The sequence below is a fragment of the Streptomyces sp. NBC_00102 genome (genome assembly GCF_026343115.1).
Classification (GTDB): Bacteria; Actinomycetota; Actinomycetes; order Streptomycetales; family Streptomycetaceae; genus Streptomyces.
The window spans coordinates 1-23,561 of record NZ_JAPEMC010000001.1; the positions used below are offsets into that span (position 1 = coordinate 1).

Below are 23,561 nucleotides of genomic sequence, written 5' to 3' on the forward strand. Positions count from 1 at the left end.
GGCGGTGCGCTGGGTCTGCGTGCCCTGCACGTTCTGGGCCGACAGGGCGAAGGTGCATCCGCTCATCAACTTGGCTTCCTGGGCGTGCTGTTGGGAGATGCGCGGGACGTCGGCGGGTTCGTCCGCGCCACGCTCGGCCCGCTCCTCGACTACGACGCCCGGCGCGGCACCGAGCTGGTCCGCACCCTCGCCGCCTACTTCGAGGCGGGCACCAGTCTGACCCGTGCCAAGGACGCCCTGCACGTGCACGTCAACACGGTGGTGCAGCGCCTCGACCGCATCGAGGCGCTCCTCGGCCCGGACTGGAACCTGCCGGACCGCGCGCTGGAGATTCAACTCGCGCTCCGACTTGCCCGGTTGAGCGGGTGAGGCAGCGCGGCCTCCGGGCCCGGCGGGGCGTCGCGCCTCCAGGCCCCGTGGAGCGTCGCGCCTCCGGGCCCTGCGGCCGGGACCGGAGGCATCCGGCGGATCAGGCGGACCCCGCACCGGACCCCGCGCCGTCGTGGCCCGCCGCCTCCAGCAGCAGCCGTGCGACGAGCGTCGCGCCCGCCTCGCCGGTCAGCACCGTGTAGTGGTTGGTGTCCGGTGCGCGCAGGGTGGTGACCCCGGTGCCGTCCAGCGCGGCGGCGTCCAGGCGCTCCTGGTCGTAGAGCCCCTGCGGTTCGTCCATCAGGCCGCGGTCCGCCCAGAGCAGGGTGGCCGGTTCGGGCAGCCGGCGGACGGCGGCCAGCACCTCCTCGTCGAACAGGCCGACCCCGTCGGTGCGGACGGCCTCCAGCCGGCAGGAGGACCGCATCTCCGGTTCGGAGCCGGTCAGGTCGCGCTGGATGTACGCGTCCACCTCGGGCGTCCACCCGTCCGCGAAGGCGGGGTGCGCCTGCCAGAACGTCCGGTACGCGGCGCGGTCCGGGAAGGTCATGGTCAGCCGGTCCATGGCCGGTCCGATGACAGCGGTCATCAGCTCGTCCGGGGAGAGATGGGTGGGGGCGGGGAAGCCGACCCCGCCGTCCACCAGGAGCGGCCGGCCGAACAGCCCGGGATGGCGTACCGCGGCGAGGGCTGCCGTGAACGCGCCCATGGAGTGCCCGGCGAGCACCGGGCGGTCCGGGGCGAGTGCCGCCGCGACCGCGGCAGCGTCGTCGGCGTGCGCGGCGATGCCGTACGGCCCCGGCAGGTGCGCGCTGCCCGCGCGGCCGCGCAGGTCGGGGGCGAGGAGGGTGGCCCGGCCCGCGAGACGGCGGGCGACCGCTCCCCAGGAGAGGCCGTTGGCGGTGATGCCGTGCAGGGCCAGCACCGTGGGGGCCCCCGGGTCGGACGCGGGCCAGCGCAGGACGGCGAGGTCACCGCCGTCGACCGGGACGCGCAGCTCGTCGTGGGGCAGCGGGTCCGGTCCCGCGGGTACGGCGGCGGGCGCGGTTTCGGCGGTGGTCACGACAGGTTCCTCTTCTTCGGGCCGGCGCCGGTTCCGGCGTGACCGGCGGGGTCGGGGGCAGCCTCGCCGGCGTGACCGGCGGGGTCGGGGGCCGCGTCGGTGGGCTCCCCCGGAGGCGTACTCTGCCGGACGGCGGGTCCGTCCGGGGAGTCGTGGTGCGTCCCGGTCTCCGCCGGGGTCCCGGCGTCGGGAGCGCGACCGCTGCGTGCCGCGCGGAGCCGGCCGGGCAGGGCGGCGAGGCCACCGGGCAGGACGTTGACGACGATCACGAACAGCACGCCGAGCAGGAACAGCGGCTGGCTGAGCGGCACCCGCAGGACGGCGGGCAGATCGGCGACGGCGGCGGAGTTCGCCACGTCGCCGAGACGGTGGTCGGCCCAGGTGTAGAGGACGCCGCCGAGCATCGGTCCCCAGCGGGTGCCGGAGCCGCCGAGGACGACCATGACCAGCAGCGCCAGGGTGAACTCGGAGCTGGTCGTCTGTGGGGTGGAGCCGCCGGTCAGCAGCAGGTGCACGATCCCGCCGAGCGCGGCGAGGCCGCCCGCCACGGTGAAGGCGACCAGCTTGAATCCGTACGGGCGCAGGCCCAGCACCTCGACCCTGCGCTCGTTCTCCTTGATGCCCTCCCAGACCCGGCCGGTCGGCGAGTGGGTGGTCCAGTGCACGACGACGAGGGCGAGGCCGAGGAAGGCGAGGGTGATCCAGTACAGGTTGGCGGTGTTCTGGATGCCGACGAGGCCGGCGGGCAGGACGTCGGCGGCGACCGCCCGGCCCTCCTCTCCGCCCGTGAAGCCGCCGGGATCGCGGGCCACCAGGATCGAGCCGGCCTGGGCGAACGCCAGCGTCACCATCGAGAAGCCGATACCGGTGACCCGCAGGCTCACCGAGCCGAGCAGCACGGACAGCACGACGCCGAAGACCAGACCGAGCACCGCGGAGAGTCCGAAGGAGAGTCCGGCCTCCTGCATCATCGTGTTGGTGGCGTAGCTGCCCGCCGCGAAGTACAGCGCATGGCCGAAGGAGAGCAGTCCGGTACGGCCGAGCAGCAGGTCGTAGCCGGTGGCAAGGGCTCCGAACAGCAGGCAGAGCGCGAGGAGTTGGAGGCTCCCCGGGCTGCCGACCGGCCCGTCCAGCAGTCCGGGGACGTCGACGGCGCTGTACGGCAGGACGAAGAGCAGGACGAAGAGTCCGGCGGGCCACCAGCGCAGCAGGCGGCGGGCGGAGATGCCTTCCGTGGTGGTGAGCGTGCTCATGCGAGCCTCCCGGTGAGACCGCGCGGGCGCACCAGCAGCAGGGCGGCGAGCAGCGCGACGACCGCGAGGTCGCCGAGGCCGGCGGTGGTGTAGTAGTTGGCGAACTGCTGGATGAGCCCGATGACGACGGACGCCACGGCCGCGCCGCTCACCGAGCCCATGCCGCCGGTCACGACGACCACGAAGGCGAAGATCAGCAGCGAGGTGCCCTGGCGAGGGTCGACCGAACCGAAGTACAGACCGCCCAGCGCGCCGCCGAGTGCCGCGGCCGCGCCGCCGATGGCGAAGACGAGGGTGAACGCCTTGCGGACGTCGATGCCCAGCGCCGTGACCATCGCCCGGTCCTCGACGCCCGCGCGGACCACCAGTCCGTGCCGGGTGCGGTCGAGGAAGAGTTTCAGACCGGCCCAGACGAGTACGGCGGCGGCGATCAGGACCAGCCGGTTGGCGGGGACGCTGGCGCCGAGTACGCCGATGGTGTCCTTCAGCGCGTCGGGGCCGGGGAAGGTGAGCGGGTCGGTGCCCCAGATGCCCGAGAGCAGGGCGGGTACGGCCAGCGAGACGCCGACCGTGGCGAGGACCTGTTCGCGCGGGCGGGTGTAGAGGGGGCGTACGACGACGAGTTCGAGGAGGATCGCCGCGAGGGTCCCGACGAGGACGCCGAAGGCGACGGCCCACACGAAGCCGAATCCGCCGGACCCGGCCCCGGGGAGGTTGCCGGAGGCGGCCCACCAGGTCGCGTAGGCGCCGATCGACAGCAGCGCGCCGTGGGCGAAGTTCAGCACGTCCATCAGGCCGAAGATCAGCGACAGCCCGGAGGCGACGAGAAAGTACAGCGCACCCAGGCCGAGGCCGGTCAGGGTGAGCAGGACGACGGTGTCCATCAGGCGTCGGCCTCCGAGCGGTCGGGCCGCACGGCCCCGGACGCGGCTGCGTCGGCGGATGCGGCGGACGGGGTGGCGGGGGTCGGTGCGCGGCCGACACCCAGCAGGCGGCGGGTGGCCTCCGGGTCGCCGAGGAGTGCGGCGGCGGGTCCCTGGTGCGCGGTACGGCCGTCCGCGAGCACCGTGAGGTGCGTGGCGAGCCGGCGGACCATGGCGAGGTTCTGCTCGACGAGCAGAACCGGGACGGCTTCGGCGGCGCGCTCCAGGACCTCGGTGACCTCGGTGACGACCTTCGGGGCGAGGCCCTTGGTCGGTTCGTCGGCGATGATCAGCCGGTTGCTGTTGAGCAGGGTGCGGCCGATGGCCACCATCTGCTGCTGGCCGCCGGAGAGCGTGCCCGCCAACTGCTTCGCACGGGTGCGGAGTTCGGGGAAGAGTTCGTGGACGAGCGGGTAGTCCGGTTCACCGCCCGGGCGTTCGGCCAGCCGGAGGTTCTCCGCGACGGTCAGTCCGGCGAAGATCCCCCGGTCCTCGGGGGCGTAACCGATGCCCCGGCGCACCAGGGTGTGCGTGGGCAGGTGCACGGTCTCGCCGCCGTCCAGCAGCACACTGCCGGTGCGCGGCACCAGTCCGAGCACCCCGCGCACGGTGGTGGTCTTGCCCGCACCGTTGCGGCCGAGCAGGGCGGTGACGCCCCGGGGCGCGACGTCGAGGTCGACGCCGTGCAGGATGTGCCGTCCGCCGATCAGCACCCGCAGACCGCGGACGGAGAGCAGCGGCCCGGTGCCGGTGGCGGGCCCGGGGCTCCGGTCGGTGTTCACAGGGCCGCTCCCAGGTAAGCCTGCTGCACGGTGGCGTCGGCGGTCACGGCTTCGGGGGTGTCCAGCGCGAGGAGACGCCCGTGGTGCATCACGGCGAGCCGGTCGGCCAGCCCCAGCAGGACGTCCATGTGGTGCTCCACCATGAGTACGGTGCGGCCCTCGTCCCGGTGCAGGCCGCGGATCAGCTCGGTCAGAGCGGGGATCTCCTCGGCGCTGACGCCCGCCATCGGTTCGTCGAGCAGCATCAGGCGGGGTTCGCCGACGAGCAGGACGGCGAGCTCGAGTTTCCGCTTCTCCCCGTGCGAGAGGGCCCCGGCCAGGGCGTCGGCACGGTGCGCCAGGCCGGTACGGGCGAGTACGTCGTCGACCTGGTCCTGGTAGCGGGAGGCCCGTCGCCAGATCCGGTACGAACCGCCGCCCGCCGCCTGCGCGCCGAGCCGGACGTGTTCGGAGACGCTCATCGCGGGCCAGAGGCTCGACGTCTGGAAGGTTCGGCCGAGTCCGCGCCGCGCCCGGGCGTGCGGGGCCTCGCCCGTGATGTCGGTCCCGTCGAGGACGACGCGGCCGGTGGTCGCCGGGACGAGGCCGCTGATCAGGTTGAACAGCGAGGTCTTGCCGGCCCCGTTGGGGCCGATGAAGGCGAGGAACTCGCCCTCGCGGACGTCGAGGGTGACGTCCTGGAGGATGGTGGCGCCGCCGACGGTCCAGCCGACGGACTCCAGAGCGAGGACGGTGGCGCCGGGCGCTCGGGCGCCCGGCCCGTCCTCGGGGTTGTGGAGTGCTGCGGTCATGGATCAGCCCGCCAGCGGCTTGACGGGAGGAACGACGTCGCCCATCGGGAGCTTCTTGATCAGCTCGGGCACCGCGGTGGCGCCGCTGCCCTTGAGCTTCGCCTGGAACATCGGCTGGAGCATGGCGTGGTCCTCCGCGCGGATCCGCTGCTCGCCCTTGACGCCCTCGAACGTCCAGCCCTCCAGGGCCTTCACCATGGCGTCCACGTCGCCGCCGCCCTCCTCGACCGCGCGCACGATCATCTGCGCGGCGCTGAAGCCGTCCGGCGTGAACAGGTCGGGGGTGCCGCCCGCCTTCTCGACCGAGGCGGTCATGGCCTTCTCGGCTTCGGTGCCGGCCGCGCCCGCGAAGTAGTGGGCGAGGAAGGTGATCTTCTCGCCGCCTGAACCGAAGACGGGGTACGAGGCGGTGCCCGCGAGCCCGGTGGTGACGGTGGACGCGGCGAGGACCCCCTGCTGGTCGAGCGCCGTCCACAGCGCGGGAGCGGTGGCTCCGGCCCAGGCGACGAAGACCAGGTCGGGCCCTGCGGACTTGACCTGGCGGGCGAACGGGGTCAGGTCGGTGGCGCTCGGCGGTGCGAGCACCGACGACACCTGGGCGCCCTCGCCGCCGAGGACGGCCTTGACCGCGGCCACGTTGGCCTGGCCGAAGGTGGAGTCCTGGGCGAGGACGGTGACCTTCTTTCCCTTGGCGTCGCCGAGCATCGCCGCGGCGGTCAGGGTGTCCTGGTAGGACTGGCGGCCGGACCGGAAGGTGTACCTGTTGATGCCGGTGACCGCGTCGGTGGCGGCAGGGCCGTCGATGAAGAGCACCTTGTTCTGGGCGGCGAGCGGGGCCATCTGGAGGGCGATGCCGGAGTCGGTGGAGCCTGCGATGATCTTGGCGCCCTTGCCGATGAGGTCCTTGCCCGCGGCGACCGCCTTGGAGGCGTCGCCCGCGTCGTCGCGTTCGGTCACCTCGATGGTCCGGCCGCCGGCCTTGCCGGTGCCCTGGGTGGCGTACTCCAGTCCGGCCCTGAACCCCTCGATGTACTGCTTGCCGTAGGCGGCGAGCGGACCGGTCTTGGAGTAGACGAGGCCGACCTGGACGGTCTTGGCTCCGCCGGAGTCCGAGGCGTCGGAACCAGCCGTGCCCGCCTGGGCGCAGCCCGAGGCGAGGAGCGCGGAGAGCGCGAGGGCGGAGAGGGCGGTGAGGGTTCTTGTGCGGCGGGGGTGGGCTGAGTTGACGGACATCGGCCGGCTCCTGGGGAGTGGGGGCCGCACCGGTCCTGTCCCGATCATGCTCCCTGGAGCGGGGCACTTCTGCGCGGACGGCGGTGGCGGCGCGGTTTTCTGACGGTTGGGACGGTAAAAGTTGGCCACCGGCGCCGACATGGTGCCGTGCACCGCACCTGCGGCCCCGCTCATGTGCCCGGGCCACATGGCGGGGCCGTCCCGGCGGCGGCGATCGTGTACGGCGGGCGGCTCCGGGCATCGAATTCAGCGCCGCCCGGCCCCCGCGCGGTGTACCCGACGAGCCGCCGCGCCCACGGCGTACCGCCGGGCGCCCCCTTCCCCGGGGCGCGGGCAGCTCCTCTCCCCCGTACGGAAGCAGGCACAAGGACATGAGCATGGACAAGGTGGTGGACTCCGCCGCTCGGGCGGTGGCCGGCATTCCCGAGGGCGCGCTGCTCGCGGTCGGCGGCTTCGGCGTGTGCGGCATCCCCTCCGCGCTGATCGCCGCCCTCGTGGAGGCCGGAACCGGCGGCCTGCGGGTCGTCTCCAACAACTGCGGCCTCGACGACTGGGGCCTCGGCCTCCTCCTGCGCGCCGGGCGCATCGTCCGGATGACCTCCTCGTACGTCGGGGAGAACAAGGAGTTCGCCCGCCAGTACCTCTCCGGGGAACTGGAGGTGGAACTCACCCCGCAGGGCACCCTGGCGGAGCGGCTGCGCGCGGGCGGGGCGGGCATCCCCGCGTTCTTCACCCCCGCCGGTGTCGGCACGCAGGTGGAGGAGGGCGGTCTGCCGTGGCGGTACGCACCCGACGGCACGGTGGCGGTGGCCTCGCCGCCGAAGGAGGTACGGGAGTTCCGGGGCGGGCGGTACCTGCTGGAGGAGGCGATCACCGCCGACTTCGCCCTGGTGCGGGCCGCCGTGGCCGACCGGCACGGCAACTGCGTCTTCCACGCGGCCGCCGCGAACTTCAACCCGCTCGCCGCCATGGCCGGCCGGGTCACCCTGGTCGAGGCCGAACGGATCGTGGAGCCGGGCGAGCTGGACCCCGGCGCGGTGCACCTGCCGGGCGTCTTCGTGGACCACGTGGTCGCGGCCGGTCCGGACGACCGCCGCATCGAACGCCGCACGGTACGCGCCGTGCGGGTACCGACCGCCACCACCGCCACCGCCACCGCCACGAAGGAGAGCTGACGATGCCTCTCGACCGCGACCGACTCGCCGCCCGTGCCGCCCGGGAACTCCTGGACGGGCAGTACGTCAATCTGGGCATCGGCCTGCCCACCCTGATACCCGGCCACCTCCCGGACGGTGTGCACGTGGTGCTGCACTCCGAGAACGGCATTCTCGGCGTCGGCCCGTATCCCCTCGCCGGGGAGGAGCATCCGGACCTGATCAACGCGGGCAAGGAAACGGTGACCGTGCTGCCGGGCGCGGCCTACTTCGATTCGGCGCTCTCCTTCGGCATGATCCGCGCGGGCCGCATCGACGTCTCCGTGCTCGGCGGCATGCAGGTCTCCGCCCGGGGCGACCTCGCCAACTGGACCGTGCCCGGCCGGATGGTGAAGGGCATGGGCGGGGCGATGGACCTCGTGCACGGGGCCCGGCGCGTCCTGGTGGTGATGGAGCACACCGCGAAGGACGGCACTCCGAAGATCGTCGAGAAGCTCACCCTGCCCGCCACCGGGCGCGGGGTCGTCCACCGGATCATCACCGATCTGGCCGTCGTCGACGTGACCGGGGACGGGCTGGTCCTGGTGGAGTGCGCCGAGGGCGTCACCGAGGAGGAGGTCCGCGCCGCGACGGGTGCGCGGCTCCTCGCTCCGGCGGGGGTCTGACGCCCCGTCGGCGAGGTCCCGGGGGCACCCGGCGACGAGGCGGGCGGATGAGGTCCCCGGCGATTCGGCTATCAGGAGAAATGGCACCGATCCACGGAAAATCATTTGCCCGGGAACGGTAGGAGAGGCAAGCCTTGCTGTTTGCCCTTCACCACTTCGGTAGCCCCGTCGCCGGTGGACTCCGTCCTTCCGATTCTTGGGACCCCATGCAGATTCGTGACCTTCCGTACCAGGACCCCGGCGATCCCGACGTCCGGTCCGGCCCCCGTTTCCTCGTCTGGCTCGGCCGCAACCAGCTCAAGGGACAGCTCGCTTCGCTCTCCTGGGGGCTCTTCCACCAACTGGCACTGGCCGGACTGCCGCTGGCGGCCGGCCTGGCGGTGCAGGCGGTGATCGACCGCTCCGGCGAGCGGCTCGTCATGTGCGGGGGCATGATCCTGCTCCTCGGCATCGGCATCGCCGTCGGCGACACCATGCTCCACCGCACCGCCGTCACCAACTGGATCACCGCCGCCGCCCGGGTGCAGCAACTCCTCGCCCGGCGGACCGCCGAGCTCGGTTCCGCGCTGACGCGGCGGGTGGCGGCCGGTGAGGTCGTCGCCGTGTCGACAGGGGACGTCGAGAAGATCGGATGGTTCGTCGAGGCGCTCTCCCGGTTCGCCGCCTCCGCGGTCGCCCTGGTGCTGATCTGCGTCGGCCTGGTGCTGTATCTGCCGTCGCTCGGCTTCCTGGTGGCGCTCTCCGTACCCGTACTCGCCCTGACGGTGCTGCCGTTGCTGCCCCGGGCGACCCGGCGCGCCGACCTCCAGCGGGAGAAGGCGGGCAAGGCGACCGAGCTGGCGTCGGACACCGTCGCCGGGCTGCGGGTGCTGCGCGGCATCGGCGGGGAGGAGCTGTTCCTCGACCGCTACCGCAGGGCCTCCCAGGAGGTCCGGCGCGCGGCCGTGCACAGCGCCCGCATGTGGTCGCTGATCTCCGCGGTCCAGGTGTTGCTGCCCGGACTGTTGCTGATCGCGCTGGTCTGGTACGGCGCCGGTCTCGCCCACGACGGGAAGATCGAGGTGGGGCAGCTGGTCACGGTGTTCAACTCGGCGATGCTGCTGCTCTACCCGCTGCGGACGGTGGAGGAGATCGCCATGGCCTACTCCTTCTCCCGTCCCTCCGCGCAACGCGCCGTCCGGGTCCTCTCCTTGAGGCGGGAACAGCGGGACGAACAGCGCGAGCCGCAGCACGACGAGCGTCCCGCTCCCGCGACGGCCGGAACCACGCAGGAGGCACTTCCCTCCGGCGACCTGTACGACCCGGTCACCGGTCTGCTGGCCTCCCACGGCCTCCTCACCGCCGTGGTCTGCGGGGACCCGGACGAGGCGGGCCGCCTGGCCGAGCGCCTCGGCGGCCACGCCCCGGCCGAGGACGGTCCGGCCGGCGTGCGGGACGCGAACCCCGTCGAAACCGCGGCGGCGCCCGTACCGTCCGTACTGCTGGGCGGTGTCGCGCTGGACGAACTGCCGCTGGGCCGGGCGCGTACGGCCGTCCTGGTCCAGGACAAGGACCCGGTGCTGCTCTCCGGCACCCTGCGCGAACTGCTCGACGTGCCCGCGTCGGGAGCGGTGCGCGCCGAGGACGCGCTGTCGGCCGCCTACTGCGACGACGTGCTGGACGCGCTGGCCCAGGCGTCCGTCGACACGGACGGCGATCCGATGAGGACCCGCATCACCGAGCGCGGGCGCTCCCTCTCCGGGGGCCAGCGCCAGCGCCTCGCGCTGGCCCGTTCGCTGGTCACCGACCCCGAGGTGCTGGTCCTGGACGAGCCGACCTCGGCCGTGGACTCGCACACGGAGGCGCGGGTCGGCGCCGGGATCAGAGAACTGCGCGCGGGTCGGACGACCGTGGTGTTCTCCTCCTCGCCGCTGCTGCTGGACCTCGCCGACCGGGTCGTCCTGGTCCACGCCGGGACGGTCGTCGCCGCGGGACACCACCGCGAACTCCTGCTCACCGACCCGCTCTACCGCTCGGTCGTCACCCGGGAGACCGAGGAGGAGGCAGCCGCACCGGCCGCACCACCGTACGGGCCCGGCACGGACGCCACCGACGAGCTGAACAGTTTCCGGAAAGCCGGAGAGATCGAGGAGAGGGCATGATCGGCCTCGCACCACCGACGTACGACCCGGCCGCGCCGACGACGGCCACCACCCTTCCGGTGGGATCGACCGCCACCGTGCGCGGTTACGTCCGGGACCTGCTGCGGCGTCACCGCAGGCCGTTCGCCGTGCTCGTCGCCGCCAACGCGGTCGCGGTGATCGCCTCCATAGTCGGTCCGTACCTGCTCGGCGGCCTGGTGGAGGACCTCGCGGACGGGGTCGCCGACCTGCACCTGGAGCGCACGATCGCGATCTTCGCGGTCGCTCTGGTGATCCAGACGCTCTTCACCCGGGCCATGCGGCTGCGGAGCGCGATGCTGGGCGAGGAGATGCTCGCCGACCTGCGCGAGGACTTCCTCGTACGCGCGGTCGGGCTGCCCCCCGGGGTGCTGGAGCGCGCGGGCACCGGTGATCTGCTCTCCCGGATCACCACGGACGTCGACCGGCTGGCGAACGCCATGCGTGAGGCCGTGCCGCAGCTCGCCATCGGCGTGGTCTGGTGCGGGCTGCTGATCGGCGCGCTCACCGTGACGGCACCGCCGCTGGCGCTCGCGGTCCTGGTAGCGCTGCCGCTGCTGCTGACCGGCTGCCGCTGGTACTTCAAGCGCGCGCCTTCGGCGTACCGCTCCGAGTCCGCGGGGTACGCCGCGGTGGCGGCGATGCTGGCGGAGACGGTGGACGCGGGGCGGACCGTGGAGGCCCACCGGCTCGGCGCGCGGCGGGTGGCCCTGTCGGAGCGCCGCGTTCTCGAGTGGACCCGGTGGGAGCGGTACACCCTCTTCCTGCGCTCGGTGCTCTTCCCCGTCATCAACCTCACGTACGTGACGATCCTCGGCACGGTACTGATGCTGGGCGGCTGGTTCGTCCTGGAGGGGTGGCTGACCGTCGGGCAGCTGACGACGGGCGCGCTGCTGGCGCAGATGCTGGTCGACCCGCTGGGGCTGATCCTGCGCTGGTACGACGAGTTGCAGGTGGCCCAGGTGTCGCTGGCGCGGCTGGTCGGGGTGCGCGACATCGAGCCGGACGCCGGTGACGAGTCGGTGCTCCCCGAGGGCCGGGAGGTCCGGGCCGACGAGGTCCGTTTCGGTTACCGCTCCGGGGTGGACGTCCTGCACGAGGTGTCGCTGGACGTGGCGCCGGGCACCCGGCTCGCGCTGGTCGGCCCTTCGGGGGCGGGCAAGTCCACGCTGGGCCGTCTGCTGGCGGGCATCTACGCCCCGAGGGCCGGCGAGGTGACACTGGGCGGCGCGGAGCTGTCCCGGATGCCCGCGGAACGGGTGCGGGAGCACGTCGCGCTCGTCAACCAGGAACACCACGTCTTCGTCGGTTCGCTCCGCGACAACCTCCTGCTGGCGCGGAGCGGCGCCGAGGACGCCGAACTCTGGGCGTCGCTCGCCGCGGTGGACGCGGACGGCTGGGCCAGGGCGCTGGCGGAGGGCCTGGACACCGAGGTGGGTTCGGGCGGCCTGGCGCTGACTCCGGCGCAGGCCCAGCAGATCGCGCTGGCGCGGCTGGTCCTGGCCGATCCGCACACCCTGGTGCTGGACGAGGCGACCTCGCTGCTGGACCCGCGCGCGGCCCGGCATCTGGAGCGGTCGCTGGCCCGGGTGCTCGAAGGCCGGACGGTGGTGGCCATCGCGCACCGGCTGCACACCGCGCACGACGCGGACGTGATCGCGGTCGTCGAGAAGGGCCGGATCAGCGAACTCGGCAGCCATGACGAGCTGGTCGCGGCGGACGGCGCCTACGCGGCGCTCTGGCGGTCCTGGCACGGGTGATCCGTGAGGCGGCGACCGGGCCCTTCCTTCGGGGAGGGCCCGGTCGTTCCCTCTCCGCGAGCTGGTGAACGCCTTTCGGCCCTCCCGCCTCACATGCCGCGACCTGGGCGTGTGCGCGGGGAGTAACCCCGTGTGCCTCCGGCACGACACCGTCCGGAAATTCGGTTTTCCTACGGTGCTGTTCTCGGGACCACGACCTCCGGTGGTCGGTCCCGCCCGGTAAGGCACACACCGCGGGGTGGGGGTTCGGTGGCATCTGGCACGGAAGACGGCAGCGTCCGTACGGTCTGTTCGTACTGCGGCGTCGGCTGCGGGATCGTGCTCGACCTGCTGCGGGACCCGGCCGACGGCCGCCGCCGGGTCGCCAAGGCGTACGGGGACAAGACGCACCCCGCCAACTCGGGGCGGCTGTGCACCAAGGGGGCGACCAGCGCCGACCTGATGTCGGCGCCGGGGCGGCTGTCCACTGCACTGGTGCGTGCCGAGCGGGGCGTCGTACCGGTGGAGACGGACGTGGACGAGGCCGTCGCCTCGGTCGCGGGCCGGCTGCGGGCGATCCTGGACGAGCACGGGCCGGACGCACTGGCCTTCTACGTCTCCGGGCAGATGTCCCTGGAGGCGCAGTACCTGGCGAACAAGCTGGCCAAGGGGTTCGTCCGCACCCACCGGATCGAGTCCAACTCGCGGCTGTGCATGGCGTCCGCGGGCACGGGTTACAAGTTGTCGCTCGGCGCCGACGGCCCGCCCGGCTCGTACCAGGACTTCGACCGGGCGGACGCGTTCTTCGTCATCGGCGCGAACATGGCCGACTGCCACCCCATCCTCTTCCTGCGGATGATGGACCGGGTGAAGTCGTCCGGAGCCAAGCTGATCGTCGTCGACCCGCGCCGCAACGCCACGGCCGACAAGGCCGATCTCTTTCTGCGGATCAAGCCGGGCACCGATCTCGCCCTGCTGAACGGCCTGTTGCACCTGCTGGTGGCGGACGACCACACCGACGAGGAGTTCATCGCCGCTTTCACCGAGGGCTGGGAGGAGATGCCGGGCTTCCTCACGGAGTACACCCCCGACCGGGTCGCGGAGATCACCGGCATCCCGGAGGAGGACATCCGGCTGGCCGCACGGTGGATCGGCGAGGCCGGGGAGTGGATGAGCTGCTGGACCATGGGGCTGAACCAGTCGACCCACGGGACGTGGAACACGAACGCGCTGGTCAATCTGCACCTGGCCACCGGAGCGATCTGCCGCCCGGGCTCCGGCCCCTTCTCGCTGACCGGTCAGCCCAACGCGATGGGCGGGCGCGAGATGGGCTACATGGGCCCCGGGCTGCCCGGCCAGCGGTCGGTGCTGGTCGACGCCGAGCGCGCCTTCACCGAGAAGCTGTGGCGGATACCCGAGGGTTCGCTGCGTACCGAGGCCGGGCGCGGCACGGTGGAGATGTTCGAGCGGCTGGCCGCCGGTGACGTCAAGGCGTGCTGGATCATCTGCACCAACCCGGTCGCCTCGGTGGCCAACCGCAGGACGGTCATCGCCGGTCTGGAGGCGGCCGAACTCGTCATCACCCAGGACGTGTTCGCCGAGACGGAGACCAACGCCTACGCGGACGTGGTGCTGCCCGCGACGCTGTGGGCGGAGTCCGACGGGGTCATGGTCAACTCGGAGCGCAACCTCACCCTCGTCCAGGGGGTCGTCGACCCGCCCGGTCAGGCCCTGCCCGACTGGCAGTTGATCGCTCGGGTCGCCTGCGCGATGGGATTCGCGGAGGGGTTCACGTACTCCTCGGCCGAGGAGGTGTTCGAGGAGCTCAAGCAGGCGTGGAACCCGGCGACCGGCTGGGATCTGCGCGGTGTGACGTACGACCGGCTGCGGGAGACCCCCGTGCAGTGGCCGGCGCCGGCCGCCGACGGACCGGACCGCAACCCGGTGCGCTACCTCAACGACGGTGTCAGCCAGACTCTGTTGGAGCGGGAGGACGGCAGCCGTCCGCGTCTGGTCTTCCCCACTCCGAGCGGGCGCGCCCGTTTCTTCGGCCGGCCGCACCTGCCGGCCGCCGAACTCCCCGACGACGAATTCCCGTTCCTGCTCAACACGGGGCGGCTGCAGCACCAGTGGCACACGCTGACCAAGACCGGCAAGGTCGCCAAGCTGACCAAGCTGAACCCGGGGCCGTTCGTGGAGGTCCATCCCGAGGACGCGGAGCGGCTGGGCGTGGCGGCGGGCGACCACCTGGAGGTCACCTCCCGGCGCGGGCGTGCCGTCCTTCCCGTGGTGGTCACCGACCGGGTCCTGCCGGGCACCGTGTTCGCACCCTTCCACTGGAACGACCTGTTCGGCGAGTACCTCAGCGTCAACGCCGTCACCAACGACGCCGTCGACCCGCTCTCCTTCCAGCCCGAGTTCAAGGTCTGCGCCGTCGCCCTCGCCCGGACGGTGGCCCCCGTCCCCGCGAGTCGCCCGAGCACCGAACCGGAGACCACACCCGTGACCTCGCTCCCCGCACCCGTGGCGGCGGCCGCACCGGCCGGCTCCCCCGTCCTCGCGCTCGCCGCCCTGCTCGGCCTGCCCGACCTCGCCCCGCCTCCGCTGGCCGAGCCGGAGCGCCGCTACCTCTCCGGTTACCTCTCCGGGCTCGTCGCCGCCCCGCCCGCCGCGGGCGTACCCGTGCTGCCGCCGGACGCGCCCTTCGACTCCGGCCACGCGCTCTGGGTGGACGGTGTCCTCGCGGGGATGTTCTCCCGCACCGCGGCACCGGACCTCGCCTCCGCACCGGGCCACGCCCGGGCACGGGCAGGGACACCGGCACCTGTGGACGTACCGGCCGGCCAAGCCGCCGTACCGGCCCGCCGCCTGCTGCTCCTGTGGGCCTCGCAGACCGGCAACGCCGAGGAGTTCGCCCAGGGCGCCGCGGCCCACCTCGCGCGGGCGGGCCGCGCCCCCGAGCTCGTGGCCATGGCGGAGGCGACACCCGCGCACCTCGTCCCCGGGACCGATGTCCTCCTGGTCACCAGCACGTTCGGCGACGGCGAAGCCCCGGACAACGGCAGCGATTTCTGGCAGAGCCTGTCCGAGGAGGGGGTCGGCGGGCTGGCGGGAGTGAGGTACGCGGTACTCGCGCTGGGCGACTCCTCGTACGACGACTTCTGCGGCCACGGCCGCAGGCTCGACGAGCGGTTCGCCGCGCTCGGCGCCACCCGCCTGGTCCCCCGCGCCGACTGCGAACCCGACTTCGGGGACCGGGCCGAACAGTGGCTCGGTCAGGTACTCACCGCCCTGGCCGGTCCGGGTGCCGACGACCGGCGGCCCGATCTCGCGGTTCCGGCCGGGGCCGCCTCCCACGCGGCCGTACCGGCCGCTCCCGTGCGGGCCGGGTACACCAGGACCTCGCCCTTCGCCACGCTGCTGGTCGGCAACAGGCTGCTGAGCCTGCCCGGTTCGGGAAAGGAGGTGCGCCAGTTCGCCTTCGACACCCGGGGCGGCGAACTCGCCTACGACGCCGGGGACGCCCTCGGCGTGTGGCCGGCCAACAGCGCGGGGCTCACCGCCGAGTGGCTGGCGCTCACCGGCCTCGACCCCGACGAGCCGGTGGACCTCGGTGACGGCGGCCCGCTCGCGCTGGAGGAGGCGCTGCGCACCCGGCTGGACATCTCCCGCGTCAGCACCGGTCTGCTGCGGTTCCTGATGGAACGCACCGACAGTCACGAGCTGAAGCGGCTGCTGCGTCCGGACAACAAGGAGGCGCTGGCCAAGTGGAGCTGGGGCCGTCAGGCGGCGGACGTGGTGGCGGAGTTCCCGGTCCGCGCGTCGGCGGCGGACTGGACCGGGGCGCTCAAGCGGCTGCAGCCCCGTCTGTACTCCATCTCCTCCAGCCCGCTGGCCCACCCCGGCGAGGTCCGTCTCACCGTCTCCGTGGTCCGCTGGGCCAACCGTCTCGGCCGCGACCGCAAGGGCGTCTGCTCCACCTACCTCGCCGATCACGCCGACGACGGCCCCGTGCAGGTCTTCGTGCAGCGCTCCCCGCACTTCCGCCCGCCGTCGGACCCGTCCACCCCCATGATCATGGTCGGTCCGGGCACCGGGGTGGCGCCCTTCATCGGCTTCCTGGAGGAACGGCAAGCGCGCGGCCACTCGGGGCCCAACTGGCTGTTCTTCGGCGAGCAGCGCCGGGCCACCGACTTCTACCACCGCCAGGACCTGGAGGCGTACCGCGCGTCCGGCCACCTCGACCGGCTCGACCTCGCCTTCTCCCGCGACCAGCGCAACAAGGTCTACGTCCAGGACCGGATGCGCGAGCACGGCCCCCGCCTGTGGCAGTGGCTGAAGGACGGCGCCCACTTCTACGTGTGCGGCGACGCCGGCCGTATGGCGAAGGACGTCGACCGGGCCCTGCGGGACATCGTGGCGGTGCACGGTTCCATGGACGCCGAGGAGGCCGCCGCCTACGTCAGGCGGCTGGCGGCGGAGAAGCGCTACGTACGCGACGTCTACTGAGCGGGCGACGTGAGCGGACGACCGCACCCGCCCCTCCCGGCCCCGATCGCCCGCGCGGCCCCGGCGGGCGGGGCGGTCGTTGACCCGTTCGGGTGGGGGCCGGTTCCGGTGGCCCGTCCGGCCCGGCGGGCCGATGTCCCGGGGCCGGGAGGCGGGTTCAGGGGTCCGAGGTGAGGATGTGAGGTGACCCGCCCGGACTTCGGGGCAGGTGAGACACGACCGCGTAAGCCTGAGAAGGGACGCACACCGTGGCACCACCCAGGATTCTCGTCGTCGGCGCCGGCTTCGCCGGGGTCGAGTGCGTGCGCCGTCTGGAGCGTCGGCTCTCGCCGGGAGAGGCGCAGATCACGCTCGTCACGCCGTTCTCGTACCAGCTCTACCTGCCGCTTCTGCCGCAGGTCGCCTCCGGCGTGCTCACCCCCCAGTCGGTGGCCGTGTCGCTGCGGCGCAGCAGCCGTCACCGCACCCGGATCGTGCCGGGCGGGGCGATCGGCGTCGACACCAAGGCGAAGATCTGCGTGATCCGCAAGATCACGGACGAGATCGTGAACGAGCCGTACGACTACATCGTGCTCGCGGCCGGGAGCGTGACCCGGACGTTCGACATCCCCGGTCTGCTGGACCACGCGCGGGGCATGAAGACGCTCGCCGAGGCCGCGTACGTACGGGACCACGTCATCGAGCAGCTCGACGTCGCGGACGCCAGTCAGGACGAGGCGGAGCGCGCCTCCCGGCTCCAGTTCGTGGTGGTGGGCGGCGGTTACGCGGGCACCGAGACGGCGGCCTGTCTGCAGCGGCTGACGACCAACGCCGTGAAGCACTACCCGCGCCTCGACCCGAAGCTGATCAAGTGGCATCTGATCGACATCGCCCCGAAGCTCATGCCGGAGCTGGGCGAAAAGCTCGGTGTCAGCGCCATGAAGATTCTGCGCAAGCGCGGCATCGAGGTGTCGCTGGGCGTGTCGATCGCGAAGGCGGACCGGGAGGAGGTCACCTTCACCGACGGCCGGGTGCTGCCCTGCCGCACTCTGATCTGGACGGCCGGTGTGGCCGCGAGCCCGCTGATCGCCACGCTGGGCGCGGAGACCGTGCGCGGCCGGCTGGCGGTGAACCCGGAGATGGCGCTGCCCGGCGCCGACGGGGTGTTCGCGCTCGGCGACGCGGCGGCGGTGCCCGATCTCGCGAAGGGCGACGGCGCGATCTGCCCGCCCACCGCGCAGCACGCGATGAGGCAGGGCCGGGCGGTGGCGGACAACGTCCTCGCGTCCCTGCGGGGCGGCGCGCTCCAGTCGTACGTGCACAAGGACTTGGGTCTGGTCGTGGACCTCGGTGGCCGGGACGCGGTCTCCAAGCCGCTCGGGATCGAGCTCCAGGGCATCCCCGCCCAGGCGGTGGCGCGCGGCTACCACTGGTCGGCGCTGCGGACGAACGTCGCCAAGACCCGTGTGCTGACCAACTGGCTGCTGAACGCGGTCGCCGGTGACGACTTCGTGCGCACCGGTTTCCAGGCGCGCAAGCCGGCGACGCTGCGGGACTTCGAGTACACCGACGCCTACTTGAGCCCCGAGGAACTCCTCGCGCGCACGGAGTCCGCCGCGAAGCGGAAGTGACGTTTCGGCGCTGCCGGAAGGCGCTGCCCGGGAGGTCTCCGGGCAGCGCCTTCCGGCGTGTACGGCGTCGAGCTGGGCCGGCTTTGTTCAGATCTGATCACACCTGCTCAGTCCACTCATGCCCGTTCAGGTCCACTCATGCCTGTTCAGCCCACTCATGCCTGTTCAGCCCACTCATGCCTGTTCAGCCCACTCATGCCTGTTCAGGTCCGCTCACGCCTGTTCGGGTCCGCTCAGGTCTGCCGGGAGAGGACCGTGGCGACGGTGTCCGCCTCCTGCGGGCGCTTGTCCTCCCGGTAGCGCAGGACCCGGGCGAAGCGCAGGGTGACGCCGGCCGGGTAGCGGGTGGAGCGCTGGAGGCCGTCGTAGGCGATCTCCACGACCAGCTCCGGGCGCACCGTCACCACGTGTCCGTCGTCGCCGGTGGAGAGCGCGAGCAGGCGTTCGGTCTGCCAGGCGAGCAGCCGGTCGGTGAGCCCCTTGAAGGTCTTGCCGAGCATGACCGGGGCGCCGTCCGGGCCCAGCGCGCCGAGGTGCAGGTTGGAGAGCTTTCCGGTGCGCCGGCCGCTGCCCCACTCGACGGCCATCACGAGGAGGTCCAGGGTGTGCACCGGCTTGACCTTGAGCCAGGAGGCACCCCGGCGGCCGGCGCTGTAGGGGGCGGTGAGGTCCTTGACGACGACGCCCTCGTGTCCGCGTTCGAGGGCGGCGGCGAAGAAGGCGTCGGCGGCCTCCCGGGCCCCGGTGTCCGGCTCGTCCCCGGAAGGGGCGGGCACGACGGTGCGGCGTACCCGCATCCGCTCGGGAACCAGGCGGGCGAGAGCCGCGTGCCGTTCGGTGAGCGGCCGGTCGAGCAGGTCCTCGTCGTCCACGAGCAGGGCGTCGAAGAAGACCGGCACCACCGGGACCTCCGCGGCGGCGCGTGCCGGCTCGCGGCGGGAACCGACCCGGGCGGCGATCTCCTGGAACGGGCGCGGCCGACCGTCCGGTCCGAGCGCGATCACCTCGCCGTCGAGGACGAAGCGTTCACCGGGGAGGTCGGCGACGGCGGCCACCACGTCGGGGAGGCGGTCGGTGATGTCGTCGAGGGTGCGGGTGAAGGCGTGTACCCCGGTGCCGTCCCGGTGCACCTGTACGCGGATGCCGTCGAGCTTCTCCTCGACCGCGCAGCCGCCCAGCTTGTCGACCGCCTCCGCGACCGACCCGGCGGTGTGCGCGAGCATCGGGTGGACGGGGCGCCCCGCGGTGAGCCGGAAGCGGCCGAGCGCCTCGGGGCCGTCCGCGAGGAGGGCGACCGCGACGTCCCGCAGCGAGCCGGCGAGCATGACGGCCCGGCGGACATCGGCCCCCGCCGCGCCGGACGCGCGGGCCAACGCGTCCACCGCGATCGCGTCCAGGGCGCCCTGGCGCAGCTCGCCCATGAGGAGGGCCCGCAGGAAGTCCTGTTCCTCCGCGGTGGCCGCGCCCAGCAGGGCGCGCAGCCGCTCCGTGCGGGCGGCCCTGGAGCCGGGGCCGGTCAGGTTTCCGACGGCGGTCAGTTCGGCGTCAGTGTGCGCGACGGTGAGCGTGGGCGATCCGGCGGGCGCGACCGGGTCGCCGAGGGTGGACCAGCCGATGCCGAGCCGCCCCTGCGGCAGCCGTCCGGCGAGGTAGGGGATGGCGACCGGGACGTCCTCGGGCTCCGCCTCCCGGAAGAGGCCGGCCAGCAGTTCGACCTTCCGGTTCCTGGCGGGGGCCCCGGCGACCTGGAGCGAGACCTGGGCGAGCCGGATCAGCAGCATGCGCCCATGGTCCTACGGGGCCGCGCACCCCGCCCGGAGAGGAGCCCCGGGCGGGGTGCCGGCGGTCCCGGTCAGATGATGTTGAGGGCGCTCGCCGCGCCGATCCCCCCGAGCACCATGAACACGGGCATCAGCACCTTCAGCTCCACCCAGCTGCCGGCCCGGAACCGCATCGCCTTCGGCGGGCCCAGCGCGTACCAGCGCTTGCGGCCGAGGGGGATGGGCCAGAGGATCGGGCAGCCCGAGACGGTCAGCGCGTCCCCGATGTCGTGGACGAGGGCGCCGAGGAGGATCGGCAGCCCGAGCCACATGTACTCCTGGCCGGGTGCGTCGAAGAACCAGTTCGAGCCGTGGCCGGGCTGATCGAGGACGCCGGCGAGGATCCAGGCGCTGGTCGCGCCGAGCAGCCACACCAGTACGTCGCTGGAGACGCGGGCGGCCCGCCAGAGCAGGCCTTCGACGGCGAGCACCAAGTGGACGAAGAGGATGGCGAGGACCGCCCAGCGGCCGCCGAGGATCGCGAGGCCGGATGCCGCGGCGCCGGTGAGGACGGCCCAGAGCCAGGTGTGGGTCAGCGTCCGGTGGCCGCCGTTGCGCCGGGGGTCGCCGGGGCCGCGGGTGGCCTTGTAGACGGCGTGCGAGAGCTTGTCGACGACCTCGCAGACCCCCTTGGAGACCGGTCCGAAGGCCCGGGAGATGGTGGCCGACTTGTGGTCCAGGTCGGGGGCGAGCGCGGCGCCCGCCGTGATCAGCGCTCCGACGACGAGGACGGGCCAGGGCATGGTGTGACCCGCGGCGGCGGCCGCCGCGCCCACCCCGAGCCAGGCCGCCGCCCCGGACAGTGAGTGTGCCGGTCCCATCATGGTGTTTTCCGCCCCCAGAACTTGGTGCGGCCGACGCCGTTGCGGCGCGGCCGAGTTGAGTGGGAAGCCTACCGCCCGTGATCTTCGTACGGCCGTCCGGTTCCCGCATCGGGACGGAAGGCAGGCAAGATGGGGGGCGTGACCCTTATCGATCAGCTGCCCCCGACCGCAGACCCGGACGCTCTCTTCGAGGCTTTCTCCTCGTGGACCGAGAGTCAGGGAATCGTCCTCTATCCCGCTCAGGAGGAGGCGCTGATCGAGGTGGTCTCCGGGGCGAACGTCATCCTGTCCACGCCGACCGGCTCGGGCAAGAGCCTGGTGGCGGCGGGTGCGCACTTCACGGCGCTGGCGCAGGACAAGGTCACCTTCTACACCGCTCCGATCAAGGCCCTGGTCTCGGAGAAGTTCTTCGACCTGTGCAAGCTCTTCGGCACGGAGAACGTCGGGATGCTGACGGGCGACGCCTCGGTCAACGCCGACGCGCCCGTCATCTGCTGCACGGCGGAGGTGCTGGCCTCGATCGCGCTGCGCGACGGCAAGTACGCGGACATCGGCCAGGTCGTGATGGACGAGTTCCACTTCTATGCGGAGCCCGACCGCGGCTGGGCGTGGCAGATCCCGCTGCTGGAGCTGCCGCAGGCCCAGTTCGTCCTGATGTCGGCGACCCTCGGTGACGTCGCGATGTTCGAGAAGGACCTCACCCGGCGGACCGGCCGGCCGACCTCCGTCGTGCGTTCGGCGACCCGTCCGGTGCCGCTCAGCTACGAGTACCGCCTCACGCCGATCACCGAGACGCTGACGGAGCTGCTGGACACCCGGCAGTCCCCCGTCTACATCGTGCACTTCACGCAGGCCGCCGCCGTGGAGCGGGCGCAGTCGCTGATGAGCATCAACATGTGCAGCAAGGAGGAGAAGGAGAAGATCGCCGATCTGATCGGCAACTTCCGCTTCACCACCAAGTTCGGCCAGAACCTCTCCCGGTACGTGCGCCACGGCATCGGGGTCCACCACGCCGGCATGCTGCCCAAGTACCGCCGTCTGGTGGAGAAGCTGGCGCAGGCGGGGCTGCTGAAGGTCATCTGCGGTACGGACACGCTCGGCGTCGGGGTCAACGTCCCCATCCGTACGGTGTTGTTCACCGCACTGACCAAGTACGACGGCACCCGGGTACGGACGCTGCGGGCGCGTGAGTTCCACCAGATCGCGGGCCGGGCCGGGCGGGCCGGCTTCGACACGGCCGGGTTCGTGGTGGCGCAGGCCCCCGAGCACGTCATCGAGAACGAGAAGAACGTCAAAAAGGCCGGCGACGACCCGAAGAAGAAGCGCAAGGTCGTCCGCAAGAAGGCCCCCGAGGGCTTCGTGGCCTGGTCGGAGACGACCTTCGACAAGCTGATCCAATCCGATCCGGAGCCGCTCACCTCGCGCTTCCGGGTCACCCACACCATGCTGCTGTCGGTGATCGCCCGTCCCGGCAACGCCTTCAAGGCGATGCGCCACCTCCTGGAGGACAACCACGAGCCGCGCAAGGCCCAGTTGCGGCACATCCGACGGGCCATCGCCATCTACCGCTCGCTGCTCGACGGCGGTGTGGTGGAGCAGCTGGCCGAGCCGGACGCCGAGGGCCGGATCGTCCGGCTGACCGTGGACCTCCAGCAGGACTTCGCGCTGAACCAGCCGCTGTCCACCTTCGCGCTCGCCGCGTTCGACCTGCTGGACGCCGAATCCCCCTCGTACGCGCTGGACATGGTCTCCGTCGTCGAGTCGACGCTGGACGACCCGCGCCAGATCCTCGCCGCGCAGCAGAACAAGGCGCGCGGCGAGGCGGTAGGGCAGATGAAGGCGGACGGCGTCGAGTACGAGGAGCGCATGGAGCGGCTCCAGGAGGTCACGTACCCGAAGCCGCTGGGCGAACTGCTGTGGCACGCCTACGACGTGTACCGCAAGAGCCACCCGTGGGTCGGGGACCACCCGGTGTCGCCGAAGTCGGTGATCCGGGACATGTACGAACGCGCCATGACCTTCACGGAGTTCACCTCGAACTACGAGCTGGCCCGCACCGAGGGCATCGTGCTGCGCTACCTCGCGAGCGCGTACAAGGCGCTGGAGCACACCATCCCGGACGACCTCAAGTCCGAGGACCTTCAGGACCTGATCGCCTGGCTCGGCGAGATGGTCCGCCAGGTGGACTCCAGCCTGCTGGACGAGTGGGAGCAGCTCGCCAACCCCGAGGTGGAGACGGCCGAGCAGGCCCAGGAGAAGGCCGACGAGGTCAAGCCGGTCACCGCGAACGCCCGCGCCTTCCGGGTGCTGGTGCGCAACGCGATGTTCCGCCGGGTCGAGCTGGCCGCGCTGGACCGGGTCCGCGACCTCGGCGAGCTGGACGCGGAGTCCGGCTGGGACGAGGACGCCTGGGGCGAGGCGATGGACGCCTACTGGGACGAGTTCGACGAGCTGGGCACGGGCCCCGACGCGCGCGGCCCCAAGCTGCTGAAGATCGAGGAGGACCCGGCGCACGGCGTGTGGCGGGTGTGGCAGGCTTTCGCCGACCCGAATGGTGACCACGACTGGGGCATCCGCGCCGAGGTGGATCTCGCGGCTTCCGACGAAGAAGGCCGCGCGGTCGTGCGCGTCACCGCCGTGGGTCAGCTGTGAGCCCGGCCGCGACGG

General features: G+C 72.5%; 15 protein-coding genes and 1 pseudogene. 8 read left to right on the forward strand and 8 right to left on the reverse strand.

Annotated features, from left to right (window positions below; translation table 11 throughout):
• A partial coding sequence (locus tag OHA55_RS00005) for a CdaR family transcriptional regulator (protein WP_266701497.1) occupies positions 1-369 on the forward strand: 369 nt, incomplete at its 5' end.
• 100 nt (positions 370-469) lie between these two features.
• Here the strand turns inward: OHA55_RS00005 and OHA55_RS00010 are convergent.
• The 6 genes and pseudogenes from OHA55_RS00010 to OHA55_RS00035 all read right to left on the reverse strand — a co-directional run bounded on the left by OHA55_RS00010 (position 470) and on the right by OHA55_RS00035 (position 6,414).
• On the reverse strand, positions 470-1,432 hold the full coding sequence (locus OHA55_RS00010) for an alpha/beta hydrolase (protein ID WP_266701499.1): 963 nt from the start codon (positions 1,430-1,432) through the stop codon (positions 470-472).
• 206 nt (positions 1,433-1,638) lie between these two features.
• A pseudogene (locus tag OHA55_RS00015) lies at positions 1,639-2,685 on the reverse strand (branched-chain amino acid ABC transporter permease); the annotation flags it as partial.
• Positions 2,682-3,569 carry a branched-chain amino acid ABC transporter permease gene (locus tag OHA55_RS00020; RefSeq protein ID WP_266701503.1) on the reverse strand — a complete coding sequence of 296 codons (888 nt, stop codon included), beginning with the start codon at positions 3,567-3,569 and terminating at the stop codon, positions 2,682-2,684. The gene OHA55_RS00020 and the pseudogene OHA55_RS00015, both read right to left, overlap by 4 nt.
• A complete protein-coding gene (locus OHA55_RS00025; protein ID WP_266701505.1) occupies positions 3,569-4,390 on the reverse strand; it encodes an ABC transporter ATP-binding protein in 822 nt (273 codons plus the stop codon). Before OHA55_RS00025 ends, OHA55_RS00020 begins: the two co-directional genes overlap by 1 nt.
• Positions 4,387-5,181, reverse strand: coding sequence for an ABC transporter ATP-binding protein (locus OHA55_RS00030; RefSeq protein ID WP_266701507.1), 795 nt, complete (start codon positions 5,179-5,181; stop codon positions 4,387-4,389). The genes OHA55_RS00025 and OHA55_RS00030 overlap by 4 nt, the downstream gene beginning before the upstream one ends.
• A 3-nt stretch (positions 5,182-5,184) precedes the next feature.
• Complete coding sequence (locus OHA55_RS00035; protein ID WP_266701508.1) at positions 5,185-6,414, reverse strand: substrate-binding domain-containing protein; 1,230 nt, start codon at positions 6,412-6,414, stop codon at positions 5,185-5,187.
• 371 nt (positions 6,415-6,785) lie between these two features.
• Between OHA55_RS00035 and OHA55_RS00040 the strand changes: the two genes are divergently transcribed.
• The 6 genes from OHA55_RS00040 to OHA55_RS00065 all read left to right on the forward strand — a co-directional run bounded on the left by OHA55_RS00040 (position 6,786) and on the right by OHA55_RS00065 (position 18,250).
• Positions 6,786-7,589, forward strand: coding sequence for a CoA transferase subunit A (locus tag OHA55_RS00040; protein ID WP_266701509.1), 804 nt, complete (start codon positions 6,786-6,788; stop codon positions 7,587-7,589).
• A 2-nt stretch (positions 7,590-7,591) separates the two neighbouring features.
• Positions 7,592-8,233 carry a 3-oxoacid CoA-transferase subunit B gene (locus OHA55_RS00045; RefSeq protein WP_266701510.1) on the forward strand — a complete coding sequence of 214 codons (642 nt, stop codon included), beginning with the start codon at positions 7,592-7,594 and terminating at the stop codon, positions 8,231-8,233.
• A gap of 206 nt (positions 8,234-8,439) precedes the next feature.
• A complete protein-coding gene (locus OHA55_RS00050; protein WP_266701512.1) occupies positions 8,440-10,374 on the forward strand; it encodes an ABC transporter ATP-binding protein in 1,935 nt (644 codons plus the stop codon).
• A complete protein-coding gene (locus tag OHA55_RS00055) occupies positions 10,371-12,152 on the forward strand; it encodes an ABC transporter ATP-binding protein (RefSeq protein WP_266701514.1) in 1,782 nt (593 codons plus the stop codon). Before OHA55_RS00050 ends, OHA55_RS00055 begins: the two co-directional genes overlap by 4 nt.
• A gap of 249 nt (positions 12,153-12,401) precedes the next feature.
• Positions 12,402-16,640: a bifunctional nitrate reductase/sulfite reductase flavoprotein subunit alpha gene (locus tag OHA55_RS00060; protein ID WP_266701516.1), complete on the forward strand. Its 4,239-nt coding sequence runs from the start codon at positions 12,402-12,404 to the stop codon at positions 16,638-16,640.
• Positions 16,641-16,888: 248 nt separating this feature from the next.
• On the forward strand, positions 16,889-18,250 hold the full coding sequence (locus OHA55_RS00065) for an NAD(P)/FAD-dependent oxidoreductase (protein WP_266701518.1): 1,362 nt from the start codon (positions 16,889-16,891) through the stop codon (positions 18,248-18,250).
• Between the two features lie 233 nt (positions 18,251-18,483).
• Here OHA55_RS00065 and OHA55_RS00070 read toward each other — a convergent pair whose 3' ends face one another.
• Positions 18,484-20,031 carry an ATP-dependent DNA ligase gene (locus OHA55_RS00070; RefSeq protein WP_266701520.1) on the reverse strand — a complete coding sequence of 516 codons (1,548 nt, stop codon included), beginning with the start codon at positions 20,029-20,031 and terminating at the stop codon, positions 18,484-18,486.
• A gap of 71 nt (positions 20,032-20,102) precedes the next feature.
• Positions 20,103-20,894: a metal-dependent hydrolase gene (locus OHA55_RS00075; RefSeq protein WP_266701521.1), complete on the reverse strand. Its 792-nt coding sequence runs from the start codon at positions 20,892-20,894 to the stop codon at positions 20,103-20,105.
• 138 nt (positions 20,895-21,032) lie between these two features.
• On the opposite strand from OHA55_RS00075, the gene OHA55_RS00080 reads away from it, so the two are divergent.
• Positions 21,033-23,546 (forward strand): RNA helicase, encoded by a 2,514-nt coding sequence (locus tag OHA55_RS00080; protein ID WP_266701522.1) that lies wholly within the window; start codon positions 21,033-21,035, stop codon positions 23,544-23,546.
• Positions 23,547-23,561 lie beyond the last annotated feature (15 nt).